Raw genomic sequence first — 17,240 nt, 5'->3', positions numbered from 1 at the left:
TTAAGCGGCTTTGGCCGCTTTTTTATGCCTGTGATATACCTTATCAAAGTTAAATTATCTACACCCAATTGGCTTAAGGTATTGGCTGTTACAAATACAAAAAAGCCGCTAAATATTATTTAGCGGCTTTTTTAATGTTAAGTGCGGGTCAAATCGCGCTTATTAAATACTTTTAAAGCTCAGCATCATCTGCTAACACTGTATCTTCAACATCGTCAGGCTTAATTGTTGCTTTTAATAGCAACATATCACGTAACTTACCTTCAATCTCATTAGAGATCTCAGGGTTCTCTTTCAAGAACTTAATTGAGTTTGATTTACCTTGACCAACTTTACTACCATTGTAGCTATACCAAGCACCTGCTTTTTCAACTAGCTTATGCTTAACACCTAAGTCAATTAGCTCGCCATGCTTAGAGATGCCTTCACCATACATGATGATAAATTCAGCTTGCTTAAACGGAGGAGCAACTTTGTTTTTCACCACTTTAACGCGGGTTTCGTTACCCACCACTTCGTCGCCCTCTTTAACAGAACCGATACGACGAATATCTAAACGTACTGACGCGTAGAATTTAAGTGCGTTACCACCAGTAGTGGTTTCTGGGTTACCAAACATAACACCAATTTTCATACGGATTTGGTTAATGAAAATACATAAAGTGTTTGAACGTTTGATATTACCAGTTAGCTTACGTAATGCTTGTGACATTAAACGTGCTTGTAGGCCCATGTGTGAATCACCCATGTCGCCTTCAATTTCAGCTTTCGGTGTTAATGCCGCAACCGAATCGACAACAACCACATCAACAGCGCTTGAGCGTACTAACATGTCACAAATTTCAAGTGCTTGTTCACCTGTATCAGGTTGTGAAACTAATAACTCATCAATATTTACACCCAATTTTTGGGCATAAATTGGATCAAGTGCATGCTCAGCATCAACGAAAGCACAGGTTTTACCTTCTTTTTGTGCTTCAGCAATAACTTGTAATGTTAGCGTTGTTTTACCTGATGATTCAGGGCCATATATCTCAACAATACGCCCCATAGGTAAACCACCTATGCCTAATGCGATATCAATGCCCAGAGAGCCTGTTGATATAGCATCAATATCTAACGCTTTATTGTCACCCAATTTCATTATTGAGCCTTTACCAAATTGACGTTCAATTTGAGATAAAGCAGCGTCCAACGCTTTTTGTTTGTTATCGTTCATTTTACTCTCCAAATCCGGCTAATGCAGACAAGTATACTGTATGAAATCACAGTATCAAGCTAATTTTATTAATTTATCTTTTCTATAATGGTTTTTAATGAGTAAACAATAGCTTGCAACCTAACTTGCGCTCTATCGCCTGCGAATATCTGTTGGCTCGGATACTGTTTCTCGCCAATTTGAATACAAAACCATACTAAACCTACTGGTTTTTCTGTACTGCCACCACCTGGACCTGCAATACCCGATACTGCAACCGAAATATCTGCCCCTGCGGCCTTACACGCACCCGCGGCCATTTGCAAAACAGTTTGCTCACTCACTGCGCCGTATAAAGTTAAGGTTTGCTCTGTAACCCCTAGTAAATCCTGCTTAGCTTGATTACTGTATGTTACAAATGCACGGTCAATATAAGCCGAGCTGCCAGGGGTATCTGTTAACGCATAACTCACTCCACCACCAGTACATGATTCAGCACTAGTGATCCATAAGCGTTTATCCGTTAAAATAGCGCCTAACTGCGCAGCAAGTGTTTTAATCTCTTGATGTAATTCCATATTCAGCCTTTGGGTAAATACATGTCGTTCGATCTTTATGCACCGCACAATATAAGTCAACAAACTCCGATGATGCAGCAGTATCTAAAAATAAAATCTGAGCATCGTGATATTTTACTGTTTTATCGCATGGGCGATTTTTACGAGCTATTTTTTGATGATGCAAAACGTGCAGCACAACTGCTTGATATTTCACAAACTCACCGTGGTAAAGCCGGCGGCGATCCTATTCCTATGGCAGGCGTCCCTTATCATGCGGTAGAGAACTATTTAGCTCGTTTGGTACAAATGGGTGAATCCGTCGCTATTTGTGAGCAAATAGGTGACCCTGCAACCAGCAAAGGACCTGTTGAGCGCAAAGTTGTACGCATTGTTACCCCTGGCACCATTTCTGATGAAGCACTATTACAAGAGCGCCAAGATAATTTACTGACCAGCGTTTGGCAAAGTAAAAAAGGCGTGTATGGCATTGCTTACTTAGATATTAACTCAGGCCGTTTTAATATTGTTGAAGTAAATACTGAAGAAGCATTTAGTTCAACTTTACAACGCTTAGCACCAGCAGAGTTACTCTATAGCGAAGACTTTGCCAACTTTCATTTGATTGAGCATATCAAAGGTATTCGCCGTCGTCCTGAATGGGAGTTTGACTTAGACACTGCACAACATTTGTTATGCGAGCAGTTTGGCACCAAAGATTTAGTCGGTTTTGGGGTTAATAAAGCAACTGCTGCATTAGTTGCCGCCGGTTGCCTTATGCAATATGTGAAAGACACGCAACGTATTGCTCTACCCCATATTCGCGCCATCACATTAGAACATAACGAACATGCAGTAATCTTAGATGCTGCCACCCGTAAAAATTTAGAGTTGACCGTTAACCTCTCTGGTGGCTTTGAAAACACCTTAGCACAAGTACTTGATAAAACAGCAACAGCGATGGGCTCACGGCTATTAAAGCGTCGTATTCATACACCAATACGTTCTAAACCTGAGCTTAACGCTCGCCTTAATGCGATTAGTGCCATTATCGGTGTACAGCTGTGTGGTGAGCTACATGAGTCGTTAAAACAAATAGGTGATATTGAGCGTGTTATTGCTCGTTTAGCATTGTGGACCGCTCGTCCGCGCGATTTAACCCGTCTGCGTAGCGCACTACAAGCCCTAGCTCCACTGCACCAGCTATTAACCGATGCCAGCGATCCTCGCATTAGTCAGATCATCGCGCAATCTCCTGAATTACCTGATTTACAGCAATTACTTGAGCAAGCAGTGATTGAAAACCCACCGGTACTTATTCGTGATGGTGGCGTAATTGCACCGGGTTACAACCGTGAACTCGATGAATGGCGTTCACTCAGCCAAGGTGCTACCGACATTCTTGAACAACTCGAACAGCGCGAGCGTGAACGCACCGGTATTAGCACCCTTAAAATCGGTTATAACCGTGTGCATGGCTTTTTTATTGAAGTAAGTCGTGCCAACGCACATTTAGTGCCCGCTGATTATATTCGTCGCCAAACGCTTAAAAATAACGAACGTTATATAATTCCAGAGCTTAAAGAGCATGAAGATAAAGTGTTAGGTAGCCAATCAAAAGCTCTGGCGCTTGAAAAGCAACTTTACGAACAACTGTTTGAATTTATTGCCCCGCACATTGAACAGCTACAAATAATGGCGGCAGCACTGGCAGATTTAGATGTGCTAAATAACCTTGCCGAGCGTGCAATTGCATTGAACTATGCAAAACCGCTACTGTGCGATAACGATGACATTAGTATTAAGCAAGGTCGCCACCCAGTTGTTGAACAAGTAATGAAAGACCCTTTCATTGCCAATCCTGTAGAGCTTAATGCTCAGCGTAAAATGCTGATCATTACGGGGCCAAATATGGGCGGTAAATCAACCTATATGCGCCAAACTGCACTGATTGTGTTAATGGCACACATTGGTAGCTTTGTACCAGCAGACAGCGCTAAGATTGGTAATATCGACCGTATATTTACACGTATTGGCGCCAGTGATGACTTAGCATCAGGTCGCTCAACCTTCATGGTCGAAATGACCGAAACAGCCACTATTTTAAACAATGCTACCGCGCAGTCACTGGTATTAATGGATGAAATTGGCCGAGGGACGAGTACCTACGATGGTCTATCATTAGCTTATGCAACAGCGGATCATTTAGCATCAAAAATATCCGCTAAAACTTTATTCGCAACCCATTATTTTGAACTTACCGAACTAGCCGAGCAACAAGCGGGGCTGGTGAATGTTCACTTAGATGCGATAGAGCACAACGACACAATCGCCTTTATGCATACCGTACTTGATGGTGCCGCAAGTAAAAGTTTTGGCTTGCAAGTAGCGGCCTTAGCTGGGGTGCCAAAAGCAGTTATAAAGCAGGCAAAACAAAAGCTTAAAATGCTGGAGAATCATCAGCCAGTCACTGCTGATATCAATGCAGTACAGCCATCATTGTTTGCAGCTGAACCATCACAGGTAGAAGCACAACTCGCTGAGGTTGACCTAGATAACTTAAGCCCACGCCAAGCTCAAGATTTACTATATAAGCTAAAATCGCTGCTGTAGCATGCTTTAAGCACAAAAAAAGCTGAAGAGTTAGCTCTTCAGCTTTTAATAATTATTTTCTGTGTGTTTTGTGTTGCTGCGTCTATTGCTGTATCAGTCAGTGTTATGAAAACTGATCAAACAAGCTATCAGTGCTTAATCCTTCATGCTGCAAAATATCTTTTAAGCGGCGCAGTGCTTCTACTTGAATTTGTCTTACTCGCTCACGCGTTAAACCGATTTCACGACCCACATCTTCAAGTGTTGATGGCTCATAACCTAACAAACCAAAACGACGTGCAAGCACTTCACGTTGCTTAGGATTAAGCTCACCTAACCAGTCTACAATGTGCTTATTGATATCATTATTTTGTACTTCGCCTTCCGGGCCAAAGCCTTTTTCATCGGCAATAATATCTAACAATGCTTTATCGTTTTCACCACCAATAGGTGTATCTACAGAGGTGATTTTCTCGTTTAAACGCAGCATTTTAGTTACGTCTTCAACTGGTCGGTCTAAACACGCTGCAATTTCTTCGGCAGTGGGCTCATGGTCCAGCTTTTGCGTTAGTTCACGTGCGGTGCGTAAATAAACGTTAAGTTCTTTCACTACATGGATTGGTAAGCGAATTGTGCGGGTTTGATTCATGATGGCGCGTTCAATTGTTTGACGGATCCACCAAGTCGCATAGGTCGAAAATCTAAAACCACGTTCAGGATCAAATTTTTCAACGGCGCGGATCAAACCAAGATTACCTTCTTCAATTAAATCAAGTAACGCAAGGCCACGATTGTTATAACGGCGGGCGATTTTAACAACTAAACGTAAATTACTTTCAATCATTCGTTTACGAGAAGCGCTACAGCCTTTTAATGCTTTGCGGGCAAAAAAGACTTCTTCTTCAGCACTTAATAATGGCGAAAAACCAATTTCACCTAAATACAGCTGAGTCGCATCTAAATTCTTAGTGATTTCCTCTTTGGCAAATATTTCATCTTCTTTATCATCATCTTTATCGACGTCATCTAATAATTCAGAGTCTGTATCAGCGACAGCTATATCATCAAATTTATCATCAATCGCATCTTTCGTTTTTTCTATTTTTGCTGTGTTACCCATGAGCGTACCCTCAAGCAAACAAGTGATCTTATATCACTATGATCAATACCCGACCGATAGCTAAGGCAAATACTTCTCAGGATTAACAGCTTGTCCTCGGTAACGGATTTCAAAACGCAATGCCGTCACTTCAGAGTCTGAACTGCCAATCTCGGCTATTTTTTGCCCAGCTTTCACATCCTGTTTTTCTTTAACTAGCAACTTAGAGTTATGTGCATAGGCACTAAGATAATCATCATTATGTTTCAAAATAATTAAATTACCGTATCCTCTAAGTGCATTACCCGCATAAACTACAGTCCCTTGTGCTGCGGCAAAAACAGCGACACCTTTTTTATTAGTAATTTGTAACCCTTTATAACCGCTTTCCTTGGTTGAAAAACGCTGAGTTACTGTTCCTTTAGCTGGCCACGACCACTTAACTTGGGTCGAGGACAAACTGTTATTTTTACTAATTTTCCTATTGGCTTGTTTTTGAACATACTCTCGTTGTTTTGGCTGATCAAGCTCTTTCTTTAATTTTTTGTTATTTTTTTGTATGTCACTTGTAGACTTTTTACTCGGTTTCGTATATTTTTTATGCTTTTTTATTTTTTCAGGTACATTTTTAAAAGAAATTGTTTGCCCCGGTTGGATTATGTAAGGGGCTGGTATGCCATTATTTTTTGCCAACGTGCGGAAATCTTGCTGGGCGCTAAAGGCTATCGAGTATAACGTATCACCTTTTTTAACCGTGTAGCGGTCACCATTAATATTTACTTTACTAGTATAAGGTTTAACACTGGTATTTAAACTACTGACCGGAGCGGGGGCATGTCGAGATGAGCAGGCACTGAGCAAAACACTTGTAAATAAAGTAACATAGAAGACGTACTGTTTATTCATGGTGTTTTGCTCCTTGTGCTAAAAGTAGTTATTTAGATGCTTAACGTAATAAAAAGTATGCAACCACCACTAAAATCACTACCCCCCAGCCAAGTACCTCAATATATTGACGTAATTTTTGCTCCATTTTTACTCCGCCCCACTTCATTAGCGCTGAAACTAAAAAGAATCGCGCACCACGCCCGACAGCAGAAGCTAATAAAAAAGGTAAAAACGCCATGTGCAAAAGCCCAGCACCAATAGTAAATACTTTATAGGGTATTGGCGAAAAACCGGCTAAAAACACCACCCATACGCCATAATCTTTAAACCAGCTTAAAGCGGTATTAAACTTTTCTTGCCAACCCATTTGCGCTATTAATGGCTCTACTACAGGTTCAAACAACCAAAATCCGAGCAAATAACCTAAAATACCGCCAAGCACCGAAGCAACTGTAGCAAAAGTAGCATAGCGCCATGCTTTGCTCGGTTGTGCAAGCGACATCGGCGCGAGCATTACATCGGGTGGAATAGGAAAAATAACCGATTCAGCAAAACTCATCCCAGCTAAATAACGCTCTGCGTGGCGATGTTTTGCCCACACTAATGCCATATCGTATAACTTAGTAAACAATTTCAAAGTGACTTCCTATTCAATGTCGCCAGGGACTAAAGGTACAAATCTAACTGGCGCAATAACATGTTGAGTAAATTTTTCGCCTTCGCGCACAACCATAACCAGTTGTTGATCTTCATTACCGATTGGCGCAATCATCACCCCACCATCACTGAGTTGATCAAGTAATGCCTGCGGGACTTGCGATGCAGCGGCGGTTACAATGATGCCATCAAACGGCGCTTGTGACTGCCAGCCTTGCCAACCATCGCCATGTTTCATGGAAACGTTGTATAAGTCTAGGTTATGTAAACGGCGCTTAGCCTGCCATTGTAACGCTTTAATTCGTTCTACCGAAAATACTTTTGAAAAGGTTTTCGCCAGCACCGCTGTTTGATAGCCTGAACCCGTGCCTATCTCAAGTACTTTATCGCGCACGCCAGCCAAACGCAGTAACTCGGTCATACGGGCAACAATATATGGCTGTGAAATTGTTTGTCCTTGACCTATTGGCAACGCCGTATTTTGATACGCTTTATGCTTAAGTACATCATCAACAAATACATGACGTGGAATATCAGCAATAGCGCTGAGTACCAATTTATCTTCAACACCTTCACGCTGTAATAGGTCAGCGAGCGCACGGGCACTTCGAGTATAATTAGCCAGCACCGTTGATCTCCATTGTTTTAAGCCACTCACCAACCGCAACCAAACTATCTTTCGCAGTCATATCAACACTTAGTGGCGTAACCGATGCATAGCCATTATTGATAGCATAAAAGTCTGTACCTTCTCCGGCATCACTTTCGGCACCTAAAACCCCATACCAATAAATGTCTCGTCCCCATGGATCTTGTTGTTTAGTCATGGTTTCTGCTTTATGACGCGCACCTAAACGCGTTACTTGCACGCCTTTTAGCTCAGATAACGGAATATCTGGCACATTAATGTTGATGATTTGATCTTTTGGCAATGGATGTGACGCCAGCTCTTTAATTATGCTGACAGTCACCGCTGCTGCCGTTTCAAAATGATTGCCTTCTTTTGAGCACAAAGACACCGCCACTGCGGGCAAGCCTAAATGACGTCCTTCGGTTGCTGCTGCAACAGTCCCTGAGTACAAAGTATCGTCACCTAAATTCGCGCCATGATTAATGCCAGCCACAACTAAATCGGGCTTTTCATTAAGTAATTCATTCACGCCCAAATGTACACAATCAGTGGGCGTACCATTGACCGAAATAAACCCGTTATCTAGCGTGGTAGCACGCAGTGGATTAAGTAGCGTCAGTGAGTTACTTGCGCCACTGCAATTGCGATCAGGTGCAACTAACGTTACGTCTGCAATTTGCGTCAATGCCTGATACAACACTGCAATACCTTTTGCATTAACACCATCATCGTTACTTAGAAGAATTTTCATTTTCAGCGTCCTGTTCTTTATGTACTCGTGGGCTTGCATCTGTGTAATCCACCAGCTCACGTAACAATGCCGTGGCAAAGGTGCCTTTGGGTAAACCAAAGCTCAATTTAATGGTAGTTTCATCAATCGTTTCAACGGTTAAATCTTGTGGGATCAAACGCAACATTCTGCGCTCATTTTTCAGCCCTAACTTACCAAGCCCTTCACACCAATCTTGATACGGCTCTAGCCATATTTTTTCTTGTTCGGTGAGACCTTTTTCGCTAGTGCCGACCAATGGCGCAGACATCATAATATCGCCAGAGGCAAGACGAGCGATATTTTCATCGCTAATGGCATCTTCAAAAAATGCATTGCTACCACTGAGCATAAACACTTCACGGTTCATGGTTTTAGCTAAGCCGTGCTCAGCAACACGCAAATTCACTATTTGATTAAACACATAAGAACGTGCAGCAGAGATAATTAAACCACGTAGTTTTTTGTCACGAATGCGCTCACCGGCAAACATCTTTTTAGCCATCACTAAATTATGACCATCGTGACCAAAGCGTTGTTCGCCAAAATAGTTAGGCACCCCGGCGCGTACCGCGTTGATACGACAAAGAATGTCTAACGGCTGAGTTACATTACGCAGAATAATGCTGAATTTATTACCTTTGTGGCAGCCAGTCCGCAGCTTACGATTATGCCGTTGCTGAGCAATGATAAACAGTGATTCACTGTTTAGCTCAGTAAAATCAATGTCTTTTTTAATGGGTACTGGCACACTAAACCACTGACTACATACTCCGTGGCGATCTTTCATACCAGCGAAGCTGACATCACGTGGCGAAATCCCCGCTTTTTGGGCAAGTAATTTAGCAACGTATTGGGTATTTTCGCCTTTTTTAACGACCTGTAAACAGACGTGTTCACCACTGCCGGTAAATTCGATGCCTAAGTCTTCGTCCACCATAAAATCTTCAGCAGTGGTTTTAAAATCAGCTTTAGATAGTGGTGCACCGTATAAATAATTTAACTCGCTCATAGTGATTGCTTGCTCATGATAACCACTGCATGACTTGAAATACCTTCTTTTCGCCCTTCAAAACCGAGCTTTTCAGTGGTTGTTGCTTTGACATTTACCTGGTCCAGTTCAGCATTTAAATCAGCGGCTAAATTCTTACGCATGGCTTGAATATGCGGCAGCATTTTTGGCGCTTGCGCTACTATCGTTACATCCGCATTACCCAGTACATAGCCTTGCTGCTTAGCTAAATCAACAACATGGCGTAATAAAATACGGCTATCTATATTCTCATATTCAATGGCGGTATCAGGAAAGTGCTTGCCAATATCGCCCATTGCTAATGAGCCTAAAATAGCATCGCATAGTGCATGGATCGCAACATCACCATCAGAGTGCGCTAAAAAGCCTTGTGGGTAAGCAATCTTTTCACCACAAATAGTTAACGGGCCTTCGCCACCAAATTTATGGACATCGAAGCCATGGCCTATACGAATCATGATGCATTCTCACTGTGTTGTTTTTGGAGTAAAAAGTTGGCTAAATCTAAATCTTCTGGAGTGGTTATTTTAATATTATCGCTACGCCCAGCCACTAGCTTTACGGGCTTATTCGCCCATTCTATTGCCGATGCTTCGTCGGTGATCGTAACCTGCTGAGCAAGCGCAGTTTGCAATGCCTGCGTTAAATCGTGGTACTTAAATAATTGCGGGGTCAACGCCTGCCATAAGTCATCCCGTGGCACTGTTTGTTGGCTATGAGTTGCACCGCGCTTAATGGTATCTTTCACTTTGCTTGCTAATATACCGCCCTCATCAGCGTTAATACATTCACTAAGTAAGCACTCAATATCAGCCAGCGTAACCAGTGGCCTTGCCGCATCATGCACTAACACCCAATCAGGCGGGTTATCTGCAAGCGCTAATAAGCCATTAAGTACCGAGTCTGCTCGCTCTTTGCCGCCACTTGCACGGACAATGCGCTGATCAATAAACTCCAGCGCAGCAAAATAAGGATCATCATCGCTGACGGCTACTACAATAGTCGTTAACTGTTTGAGTTGCGCTAGTTTAGCAAGTGTATGTTCAAGAATTGTTTTACCAGCCAAGCGAATGTATTGCTTCGGTGCGCTATGTTGCATTCGGCTTCCCACGCCAGCGGCTGGGACTATGGCTGCAAGGGTATAATTAGTTGTCATTTTGTTGCTGCCCAGGTAAAACACGAATAAATGTTTCGCCGGGTTTGATCATCCCTAATTCATTTCGAGCGCGCTCTTCCACACCTTCTTGACCAAGCTTTAAATCTTCAATATCGGCTTTAAGCACTTTATTACGTTTGATCAATTGAGCATTAGTATCGTGATGTGAAGTAACAGCAGCTTTTAAACGACTATAATCTTGTACACCGTTGTGGCCAAACCATAATCGATATTGTACAAATAACGCTAAGCACAGCAGCGTGAATTGAAACAGTCGCATTAAACACTCCTTGATTTTACTCTACCAGTACAAATTTATAATGCGATTAAGGCTACTGGTATTATATTTTTTTAACTCGAACATGGGGACGTTTTAAATTACGCCAATTGATATTGCCTGCTAGCAGCATTTCTCTCAGTGATAACGTTCGCGGTGTAGTGCGTTTATCAAAAGACCACTGATGGCCACAACAAGCAGCGGCCATTGTTGCCTTTGTGGGCTTTAATAACACCACCGACTGCCCTTCAAGCGGCTGACCTTGGCAGTCAAACCAACCATGCTCATTACAATGAAGTTTATTGTCGCTTACTTGGTCGATGCTGTCTATTGCAACACGGGTTTGATTTGCGCTATTGAGTAAAAGCGGAACAATTAAACCTACATTTTTATGTGTTTGATAAAAATCATCATTATTTTTTGCGTTGGGAGGCTGAGCTTTTTGCTTATCAAGCCAACAGCCATTGTGCGGATCTAACTGAAAAGGAACTTGACCATTTACCACGGCCGTTGCTGCGCGTTCTATATAATAAGGAAGACTTTTTAATCGCTTGCGTAAACGCTGTTCATTAACTTCAACAACTAATTGACCTATTTCCCGCGCATAAAAAGCATTGCACAACTGTGCATATAGCACACGTTGTGTATCTGATTGCCAAATATCGACTTGTTGAAAGGGGTCGCTTGCAGCCAACGATCATACTCTAAAACATCTAGTTGCTTGTTTTATAGCACAGTATTGACTGCTTTTTAAGCTCTGCTCTTTACAAAAGCAAAGCTCAGGTTACTTAACTTGTGACTTTATACCTAATTTAGCATCGCCAGTTTCTAAAAACTGCACTACTTCATCACGTTTCTTACCTAATAACAGACTACCATCAGCTAAAAACATAAAATTTTGCCAATTGCGTTTAAACACATCAAAGCTGGTTTCGATAATATTATCGCGGGCGATACAAAAATACACTGTAGTATTAGCCTGCCAACCTAAGTGCGCAAGGATCTCCGCTGGCAATTGCTCAGCGCCGGCTTCCCATGCTGCTTCCCAGTGAATAATTTGCGAGAAATTGTCTTCGTTACCACACCAGTCTGTTTTTTCAAAAAAATCAGGATGGTCATGTTCACGGCTCACCATGGTGCTCCATAAAACAGCGGCACGCTCATGGCTCATAGGTTTAATTAAGGCAAGGTCTTGTTCTGTTACTGGCGCATCTTTATGACGAAAAACCCACGCTTTTTTGTAATCATCTAACGAAATATAGTTCATAGTATTGGCAAATTAGTTAGCATTAAAAGTGCAAAGACAAATTATACAAGAGATCAAAACATGACTACAGCAATAAAACCACATACCCTCAAATCAGGCATATACCAACACTACAAAGGCCCAAAGTACAAAGTTCTGTACGTCGCCACTCACAGTGAAACAGACGAACAATTAGTTATTTACCAAGCCTTGTATGGTGAGTTTGGCATTTGGGCAAGACCGCTTAGTATGTTTAGCGAAACGATTGAAAAAGACGGCCAAATTATTCCACGCTTTAGCTACCTTGGTGAAGCCGATTAACTATGGCATGATAGGCATATTGTTTACTGCTCAGACCAGATAGGTATTTACGTGCAATTTAATTCTACTGATAACTACATCGCAAGTTCAGCGTTAAAACAAGCGGTTAATGCGGCTATTTTGCTGGAAAAGCCACTTTTGATCAAAGGCGAGCCCGGCACAGGTAAAACCATGCTGGCTGAGGAGTTGGCTAAAAGCTTAGACACCACACTTATCCAATGGCATATCAAATCGACCACTAAAGCGCAGCAAGGCTTATATGAATACGATGCGGTATCACGCCTACGCGACAGCCAATTAGGTGATGCCCGGGTAAACGACATTGGCAACTATATTATTAAAGGCAAGTTGTGGCAGGCATTTACCTATGGTGAAGAACATAACAAATGTCCGGTATTATTAATTGATGAAATAGACAAAGCCGACATCGAATTCCCGAACGACTTACTATTAGAACTCGATAAAATGGAATTTCATGTTTATGAAACCGGTGAGCGTGTAATCGCAAAACAACGCCCTATTGTGATCATCACCTCAAACAACGAAAAAGAACTGCCCGATGCCTTTTTACGCCGTTGTTTTTTCCATTACATTGATTTTCCATCTAGTGACGAAATGCAGCAAATTATCGATGTTCACCACCCACACGTAAAACAAGATTTAGTTCGCCAAGCGCTAGAAGTATTTTTTAATCTACGTGAAGTCAACGGCATTAAGAAAAAGCCTTCCACCAGCGAGTTACTTGATTGGTTAAAACTGCTTATGGCTGAAGACATCGATGCAAAAACTCTGCATGACAAAACTCAAAAAGGCGGTTTAATGCCAATGTTTGGCGCACTACTTAAAAATGAACAAGATATCAGCTTAATTGAAAAACTTGCCTTTATGAGTCGCCGTTAAGATGTTGGTTGCGTTTTTCTTCAAACTGCGTGAATACCGTTTACCTGTTAGTTTGCGCGAGCTGCTTGATTTGATCAACGCGCTAAAAAAAGGCGCGGTATTTGCCGATGTTGACGGATTTTATTATTTAGCCCGTACCATAATGGTTAAAGACGAAACCCACTTTGACAGGTTTGATAAAGCGTTTGCTGATTACTTTAGCGGCATTGCCGATATCGACTTACTCGAGAGCTTAAAACAGCAGCACAACTTACCTGAAGATTGGCTGCGCAAAGAGTTTGAAAAACACCTAACCGATGAAGAAAAAGCCCAACTTAAAGCCATGGGCGGCCTTGATGAGCTAATGAAAACCCTCAAAGAGCGCCTAGAAGAACAACAAAAACGCCACGCTGGTGGCAATAAATGGGTGGGCACGGGTGGTACATCGCCATTTGGCGCGTATGGCTATAACCCTGAGGGCGTGCGCATTGGTCAAGACGGCAACCGCAATCGCCAAGCAGTAAAAGTATGGGATAAACGCGAATACCGTAACCTAGATTCCGATCGTGAAATTGGCTCACGCACTATTAAGCTCGCCCTTAAAAAACTGCGCAAGTTTGCTCGCACTGGCGCCAGTGACACCCTCGATTTAAACGAGACCATTCGTGCTACCGCCAAACAAGGCGGCATGCTGGATGTAAAAATGGCACCAGAGCGCCACAACGCGGTAAAAGTATTGATGCTGTTTGATATTGGCGGCTCAATGGATGACTATATTCACACCTGTGAAGAATTATTTAGCGCCGCGCATAGCGAGTTTAAACACTTAGAATTTTACTACTTCCATAACTGTTTATACGAACACGTATGGCAAGATAATCAGCGCCGCCATTCCAACGTCATCGACACTATGACGCTGATCAACAAATTCACTAGTGACTATAAAGTGATCTTTGTTGGCGACGCCACTATGGGCCCGTATGAAATTGCCTACCCCGGCGGCTCAGTGGAACACTACAACGAAGAGCCCGGCAGTGTTTGGCTTGCCCGTATCACTAATCACTTTGATAAAGTCGCCTGGCTCAACCCACAACCGGTTGAACACTGGCGTTACTATCAATCAATTGATTTTATAAAGCAGCTAATGAACAACCGCATGTACCCACTGAGTTTAGATGGCATAAGTAATGCGATTAAAGAGCTGAGTTGAAACTAATGTGGCTCAATCCTGAGAAGTTTAATCTTTCTATTGTTAATTTGCCTAACAGCGTCGGCTAGTGAGGCTTTAGATTCAAACAACTTTTCTTTTATTAGTAATGTATCAACTTCTTAACAAAGACAAAAAACTGGCCCTGTGTTTTCTCGCTAATTGATATTGAGCATTTAATTTCACTAGAAAATTCATCACCTACGCTATACATTCCAATTAATAGTGAAGTAGCTTTTTCTCTATTTAAATCAGTAAGATTACTAAAACTAGATTCCAGCTCAATTGCTTTATCTAAACAATTCATTGTTGCCGAAAAAGTATGATTTTTATTTCGAACGGCTTCACTAGCGATATAAACTCCATAATTTCCTTTATAGCGATGCTTTAGATTTAAATACTCGGTTCTACTTTCATCTGTATCAACCCAAACTTCCCCTATTTGCCGATAATAGTCATACGGAACATAAGTTAAGTTTAATAGTGTATAAACAAAACCACCAGAAAATGTTTTTAAATGCCATTTGGCATATATATTTAAAGGATGTACCATTATTAACAACAAAATCAATATTGGTGTAATATATTTTATTTTCACCGTTGCATTCTCTGTTTATCAGCGAGCACGTTGTAATATTGTTTTATTACTTCATCAACGTAATCCTGACAGTTATTAGCTACAACATTATAGTTTTTCATGTCAAATGAAATTTGAGCGCGAGCTTCTGCTTTTTTCATTAAAGCATCATCATATTCTTTGCTTTTGCAAGAATATGCACTTGTCTCAGAGTCTGTATAAGCGAACCCATCAGCGAACAACCCATCACCAGAAAAGCCACTATTGGTTCCATCCTTATACAAAATCTGCTCATGAAAAATTCCTATATTAGTGTTTGATACGCCACTAGTTCTAAAGCCTTTAAATCCATTTAACGGTCTTGTACATATTTTTGCTAAACCGAATGGATCTATAAAGCTCACCGGATTACCACTAACATACTCGTAAGTATTAATGCCACCCGCTAAACCAATCGGGTCAGACTGAATGTATCTCCCCAATTCGGGATCGTAATCCCTAAAGTAGTTGTAATATAAACCGGCTTCAGCATCGGCATATTGACCAGGGAAGCGTAATGCCATTTCTTCTGAGAGCTCATTTTTAGTTTCAACTAACTTACCAAAAGGTGTATAGTAACCAGTCCAAACAGGTTCGCCATTACTGTTAGTTATTGCAACAGGCGCATCTAAATGGTTAGTATGGATGTAATAAATTTCATCCGCTGTTACAAATGCGATACGCTTACCATTTAAATAGATATATTCAATTAACGGTTTACCACTGCCATCCAATTCCGCAATTAACATACCTGATGAATCATATTGATAATAACGTTGATTACTACTGTTTTTTTCATCTATAACAGCATAATTACTATGAACAAAACTGAGCTCTGCACCATACCAAAAGCTAAGCCAATCACCTTGAGAGTTATCTAAAACCCACATAGAACCCTCTGGTGCTGTACCTCTTTTATCAGAGCTACTGGTATTACTTGCTCTGACATTAACATTGCCTGTTCTAGTATTTGCAATTTCAAAACATTGCTCTATAGATCCCTCTAAATATCCTCTTCCGTATACCCAACGTTGCTCATTTTGATACCAAATACGTCGCCAATTTCCTTGCAGGCCGGTTTCAACATACTTTTGCCCGACTTTTATATAGCCAACTTTTGTACTGTTTTTATCAGGCTCAGACCGAACCTTCACATTTTTAATGACTTCAACTACTTTGCAGTGGTCGTTTTGATTTGAGTTAGCTGTTTGCCATTGTTTGTTAGTTCGTTGACCAAGAAAATTATATTGGTAGTCATATTCAACTGTACCGGATTTAGTTTTTATTAAACGCCCAGCTTGATTGTGCTGATAGGTTCTTGTGCCATCATTAAGCGTATTTCCTATAGCATCATATGATCTATTTACGCCATTCACGCTGTTTAATACGCCATCGCTGTAGGTGTATGGTATTTATACCGAATTAACTACTTTGTTTGTGCGATTGCTAATACTGTCGTAAGTGTAGCTTAAGTCACCGTAGCGGCCTTGTGCGTTTGTTAACCTATCAATCAAATCATATTCATAACTTTGCGATAAACTCGAATGCAATAAGTCATCAATTGACTGAATATTAAGGTAGTTATAAATATATTTTTTATCAAATGTATCAGTCACCTTTTTATTAGTCAGCCGATAAGCATTATCATAGCCTTGTTCTAGGGTTAGGCTATTTCCGTACTCTAAATGACTTAAAGGGCCATAAGGTAAGTAATCAAGATTAGTTGCAATAATATTGCTTGTGTTATTTTTTTGAGCACTAACGCTAATTATATTCCCTATAGAGTTATAACTATAATTTACAATCATTCCACTTGGGTATGTTTGCTGCGATAAATCACCAACATTGTTATAGTTATATTTAACGATCTGTACAAAGTCTGTGCCAGTTGGTAGGTGTTTTGTTTCTTTTATCTCACCATGTGGTGTATAAAAATACTCTTTAATTCCTGTAGAATCAGTAACTTTAGTTAACTGTCCGACACCATTTTGATCTGCTCCAGCCAGACTGGACACTTCATTAAGCGACATTTTTATTTTCAAAGTTAACTGGACTTAGATACCCGAGAGCACTGTGCCTTCTTGTCCGATTATAATCAACCTCGATGTATTCAA

21 protein-coding genes are annotated in these 17,240 nt (G+C 41.2%); 4 read left to right on the top strand and 17 right to left on the bottom strand.

Annotation, left to right across the window (positions count from 1 at the left end; translation table 11 throughout):
- Positions 1 to 172: 172 nt before the first annotated feature.
- Both recA and H5187_RS04220 read right to left on the bottom strand, forming a co-directional pair.
- The gene (recA, locus tag H5187_RS04225; protein ID WP_145235287.1) at positions 173 to 1,219 is read right to left on the bottom strand and encodes a recombinase RecA; all 1,047 of its coding nucleotides are present in this window, start codon (positions 1,217 to 1,219) and stop codon (positions 173 to 175) included.
- Positions 1,220 to 1,287: 68 nt separating this feature from the next.
- Positions 1,288 to 1,776 carry a CinA family protein gene (locus H5187_RS04220; protein WP_145235284.1) on the bottom strand — a complete coding sequence of 163 codons (489 nt, stop codon included), beginning with the start codon at positions 1,774 to 1,776 and terminating at the stop codon, positions 1,288 to 1,290.
- A 21-nt stretch (positions 1,777 to 1,797) separates the two neighbouring features.
- Between H5187_RS04220 and mutS the strand changes: the two genes are divergently transcribed.
- Positions 1,798 to 4,368 carry a DNA mismatch repair protein MutS gene (gene mutS, locus H5187_RS04215; protein ID WP_182797567.1) on the top strand — a complete coding sequence of 857 codons (2,571 nt, stop codon included), beginning with the start codon at positions 1,798 to 1,800 and terminating at the stop codon, positions 4,366 to 4,368.
- Between the two features lie 103 nt (positions 4,369 to 4,471).
- Here the strand turns inward: mutS and rpoS are convergent, their stop codons facing one another.
- The 11 genes from rpoS to H5187_RS04160 all read right to left on the bottom strand — a co-directional run bounded on the left by rpoS (position 4,472) and on the right by H5187_RS04160 (position 12,124).
- Positions 4,472 to 5,467: an RNA polymerase sigma factor RpoS gene (gene rpoS, locus H5187_RS04210; protein ID WP_145235280.1), complete on the bottom strand. Its 996-nt coding sequence runs from the start codon at positions 5,465 to 5,467 to the stop codon at positions 4,472 to 4,474.
- Positions 5,468 to 5,527: 60 nt separating this feature from the next.
- Positions 5,528 to 6,352: a peptidoglycan DD-metalloendopeptidase family protein gene (locus H5187_RS04205; RefSeq protein ID WP_182761385.1), complete on the bottom strand. Its 825-nt coding sequence runs from the start codon at positions 6,350 to 6,352 to the stop codon at positions 5,528 to 5,530.
- Between the two features lie 40 nt (positions 6,353 to 6,392).
- Complete coding sequence (locus tag H5187_RS04200) at positions 6,393 to 6,971, bottom strand: YqaA family protein (protein ID WP_182761386.1); 579 nt, start codon at positions 6,969 to 6,971, stop codon at positions 6,393 to 6,395.
- Positions 6,972 to 6,980: 9 nt separating this feature from the next.
- The gene (locus H5187_RS04195; protein ID WP_145235274.1) at positions 6,981 to 7,619 is read right to left on the bottom strand and encodes a protein-L-isoaspartate(D-aspartate) O-methyltransferase; all 639 of its coding nucleotides are present in this window, start codon (positions 7,617 to 7,619) and stop codon (positions 6,981 to 6,983) included.
- Positions 7,609 to 8,373, bottom strand: coding sequence for a 5'/3'-nucleotidase SurE (gene surE / locus H5187_RS04190; protein ID WP_182797566.1), 765 nt, complete (start codon positions 8,371 to 8,373; stop codon positions 7,609 to 7,611). Before surE ends, H5187_RS04195 begins: the two co-directional genes overlap by 11 nt.
- A complete protein-coding gene (gene truD, locus H5187_RS04185; RefSeq protein WP_182794133.1) occupies positions 8,354 to 9,403 on the bottom strand; it encodes a tRNA pseudouridine(13) synthase TruD in 1,050 nt (349 codons plus the stop codon). The genes surE and truD overlap by 20 nt, the downstream gene beginning before the upstream one ends.
- Positions 9,400 to 9,882, bottom strand: coding sequence for a 2-C-methyl-D-erythritol 2,4-cyclodiphosphate synthase (gene ispF, locus H5187_RS04180; RefSeq protein ID WP_182761387.1), 483 nt, complete (start codon positions 9,880 to 9,882; stop codon positions 9,400 to 9,402). Before ispF ends, truD begins: the two co-directional genes overlap by 4 nt.
- Entirely contained in the window at positions 9,879 to 10,580 is a 702-nt protein-coding gene (gene ispD / locus H5187_RS04175) for a 2-C-methyl-D-erythritol 4-phosphate cytidylyltransferase (protein WP_182761388.1), read from the bottom strand. Before ispD ends, ispF begins: the two co-directional genes overlap by 4 nt.
- Positions 10,570 to 10,860 (bottom strand): cell division protein FtsB, encoded by a 291-nt coding sequence (ftsB, locus tag H5187_RS04170; protein WP_145235264.1) that lies wholly within the window; start codon positions 10,858 to 10,860, stop codon positions 10,570 to 10,572. Before ftsB ends, ispD begins: the two co-directional genes overlap by 11 nt.
- A 61-nt stretch (positions 10,861 to 10,921) precedes the next feature.
- Positions 10,922 to 11,551, bottom strand: a complete 630-nt coding sequence (locus H5187_RS04165; protein WP_182731534.1) for a hypothetical protein — start codon at positions 11,549 to 11,551, stop codon at positions 10,922 to 10,924.
- A gap of 90 nt (positions 11,552 to 11,641) precedes the next feature.
- A complete protein-coding gene (locus tag H5187_RS04160; RefSeq protein WP_182761389.1) occupies positions 11,642 to 12,124 on the bottom strand; it encodes a DUF2947 domain-containing protein in 483 nt (160 codons plus the stop codon).
- 60 nt (positions 12,125 to 12,184) lie between these two features.
- Between H5187_RS04160 and H5187_RS04155 the strand changes: the two genes are divergently transcribed.
- From H5187_RS04155 to H5187_RS04145, 3 genes are read left to right on the top strand one after another with little or no spacing between them, the layout of a single operon-like run.
- The gene (locus H5187_RS04155) at positions 12,185 to 12,424 is read left to right on the top strand and encodes a DUF1653 domain-containing protein (protein WP_182767256.1); all 240 of its coding nucleotides are present in this window, start codon (positions 12,185 to 12,187) and stop codon (positions 12,422 to 12,424) included.
- A 51-nt stretch (positions 12,425 to 12,475) separates the two neighbouring features.
- Complete coding sequence (locus H5187_RS04150) at positions 12,476 to 13,324, top strand: MoxR family ATPase (protein WP_182761390.1); 849 nt, start codon at positions 12,476 to 12,478, stop codon at positions 13,322 to 13,324.
- A 1-nt stretch (position 13,325) separates the two neighbouring features.
- A complete protein-coding gene (locus H5187_RS04145) occupies positions 13,326 to 14,513 on the top strand; it encodes a VWA domain-containing protein (RefSeq protein WP_182761391.1) in 1,188 nt (395 codons plus the stop codon).
- Positions 14,514 to 14,613: 100 nt separating this feature from the next.
- Here the strand turns inward: H5187_RS04145 and H5187_RS04140 are convergent, their stop codons facing one another.
- The 4 genes from H5187_RS04140 to H5187_RS04125 form a co-directional block, all read right to left on the bottom strand.
- Complete coding sequence (locus H5187_RS04140) at positions 14,614 to 15,108, bottom strand: hypothetical protein (protein ID WP_182761392.1); 495 nt, start codon at positions 15,106 to 15,108, stop codon at positions 14,614 to 14,616.
- Positions 15,105 to 16,502 (bottom strand): RHS repeat-associated core domain-containing protein, encoded by a 1,398-nt coding sequence (locus H5187_RS25030; RefSeq protein WP_220493235.1) that lies wholly within the window; start codon positions 16,500 to 16,502, stop codon positions 15,105 to 15,107. Before H5187_RS25030 ends, H5187_RS04140 begins: the two co-directional genes overlap by 4 nt.
- A gap of 36 nt (positions 16,503 to 16,538) precedes the next feature.
- Positions 16,539 to 17,156, bottom strand: a complete 618-nt coding sequence (locus tag H5187_RS04130) for a hypothetical protein (RefSeq protein WP_182797565.1) — start codon at positions 17,154 to 17,156, stop codon at positions 16,539 to 16,541.
- The coding region (locus H5187_RS04125; protein ID WP_182761394.1) for an IS3 family transposase at positions 17,146 to 17,240 on the bottom strand (95 nt) is incomplete at its 5' end. The genes H5187_RS04125 and H5187_RS04130, both read right to left, overlap by 11 nt.

It is taken from the genome of Pseudoalteromonas sp. SG44-1, assembly GCF_014164315.1.
Classification (GTDB): Bacteria; Pseudomonadota; Gammaproteobacteria; order Enterobacterales; family Alteromonadaceae; genus Pseudoalteromonas; species Pseudoalteromonas rhizosphaerae.
Note: the sequence above shows the minus strand (reverse complement) of the source record. Positions and strands in the feature narration are given on the sequence as shown.

Excerpts from the sequence above, each read along its gene's own strand:
- recA (WP_145235287.1), bottom strand. The coding sequence starts at position 1,219 with ATGAACGATAACAAACAAAAAGCGTTGGACGCTGCTTTATCTCAAATT.
- H5187_RS04145 (WP_182761391.1), top strand. The coding sequence starts at position 13,326 with ATGTTGGTTGCGTTTTTCTTCAAACTGCGTGAATACCGTTTACCTGTT.
- H5187_RS04220 (WP_145235284.1), bottom strand. The coding sequence starts at position 1,776 with ATGGAATTACATCAAGAGATTAAAACACTTGCTGCGCAGTTAGGCGCT.
- H5187_RS04130 (WP_182797565.1), bottom strand. The coding sequence starts at position 17,156 with ATGTCGCTTAATGAAGTGTCCAGTCTGGCTGGAGCAGATCAAAATGGT.
- rpoS (WP_145235280.1), bottom strand. The coding sequence starts at position 5,467 with ATGGGTAACACAGCAAAAATAGAAAAAACGAAAGATGCGATTGATGAT.
- ftsB (WP_145235264.1), bottom strand. The coding sequence starts at position 10,860 with ATGCGACTGTTTCAATTCACGCTGCTGTGCTTAGCGTTATTTGTACAA.
- ispD (WP_182761388.1), bottom strand. The coding sequence starts at position 10,580 with ATGACAACTAATTATACCCTTGCAGCCATAGTCCCAGCCGCTGGCGTG.
- H5187_RS04160 (WP_182761389.1), bottom strand. The coding sequence starts at position 12,124 with ATGAACTATATTTCGTTAGATGATTACAAAAAAGCGTGGGTTTTTCGT.
- truD (WP_182794133.1), bottom strand. The coding sequence starts at position 9,403 with ATGAGCGAGTTAAATTATTTATACGGTGCACCACTATCTAAAGCTGAT.
- H5187_RS04155 (WP_182767256.1), top strand. The coding sequence starts at position 12,185 with ATGACTACAGCAATAAAACCACATACCCTCAAATCAGGCATATACCAA.
- surE (WP_182797566.1), bottom strand. The coding sequence starts at position 8,373 with ATGAAAATTCTTCTAAGTAACGATGATGGTGTTAATGCAAAAGGTATT.
- H5187_RS04205 (WP_182761385.1), bottom strand. The coding sequence starts at position 6,352 with ATGAATAAACAGTACGTCTTCTATGTTACTTTATTTACAAGTGTTTTG.
- mutS (WP_182797567.1), top strand. The coding sequence starts at position 1,798 with ATGTCGTTCGATCTTTATGCACCGCACAATATAAGTCAACAAACTCCG.
- ispF (WP_182761387.1), bottom strand. The coding sequence starts at position 9,882 with ATGATTCGTATAGGCCATGGCTTCGATGTCCATAAATTTGGTGGCGAA.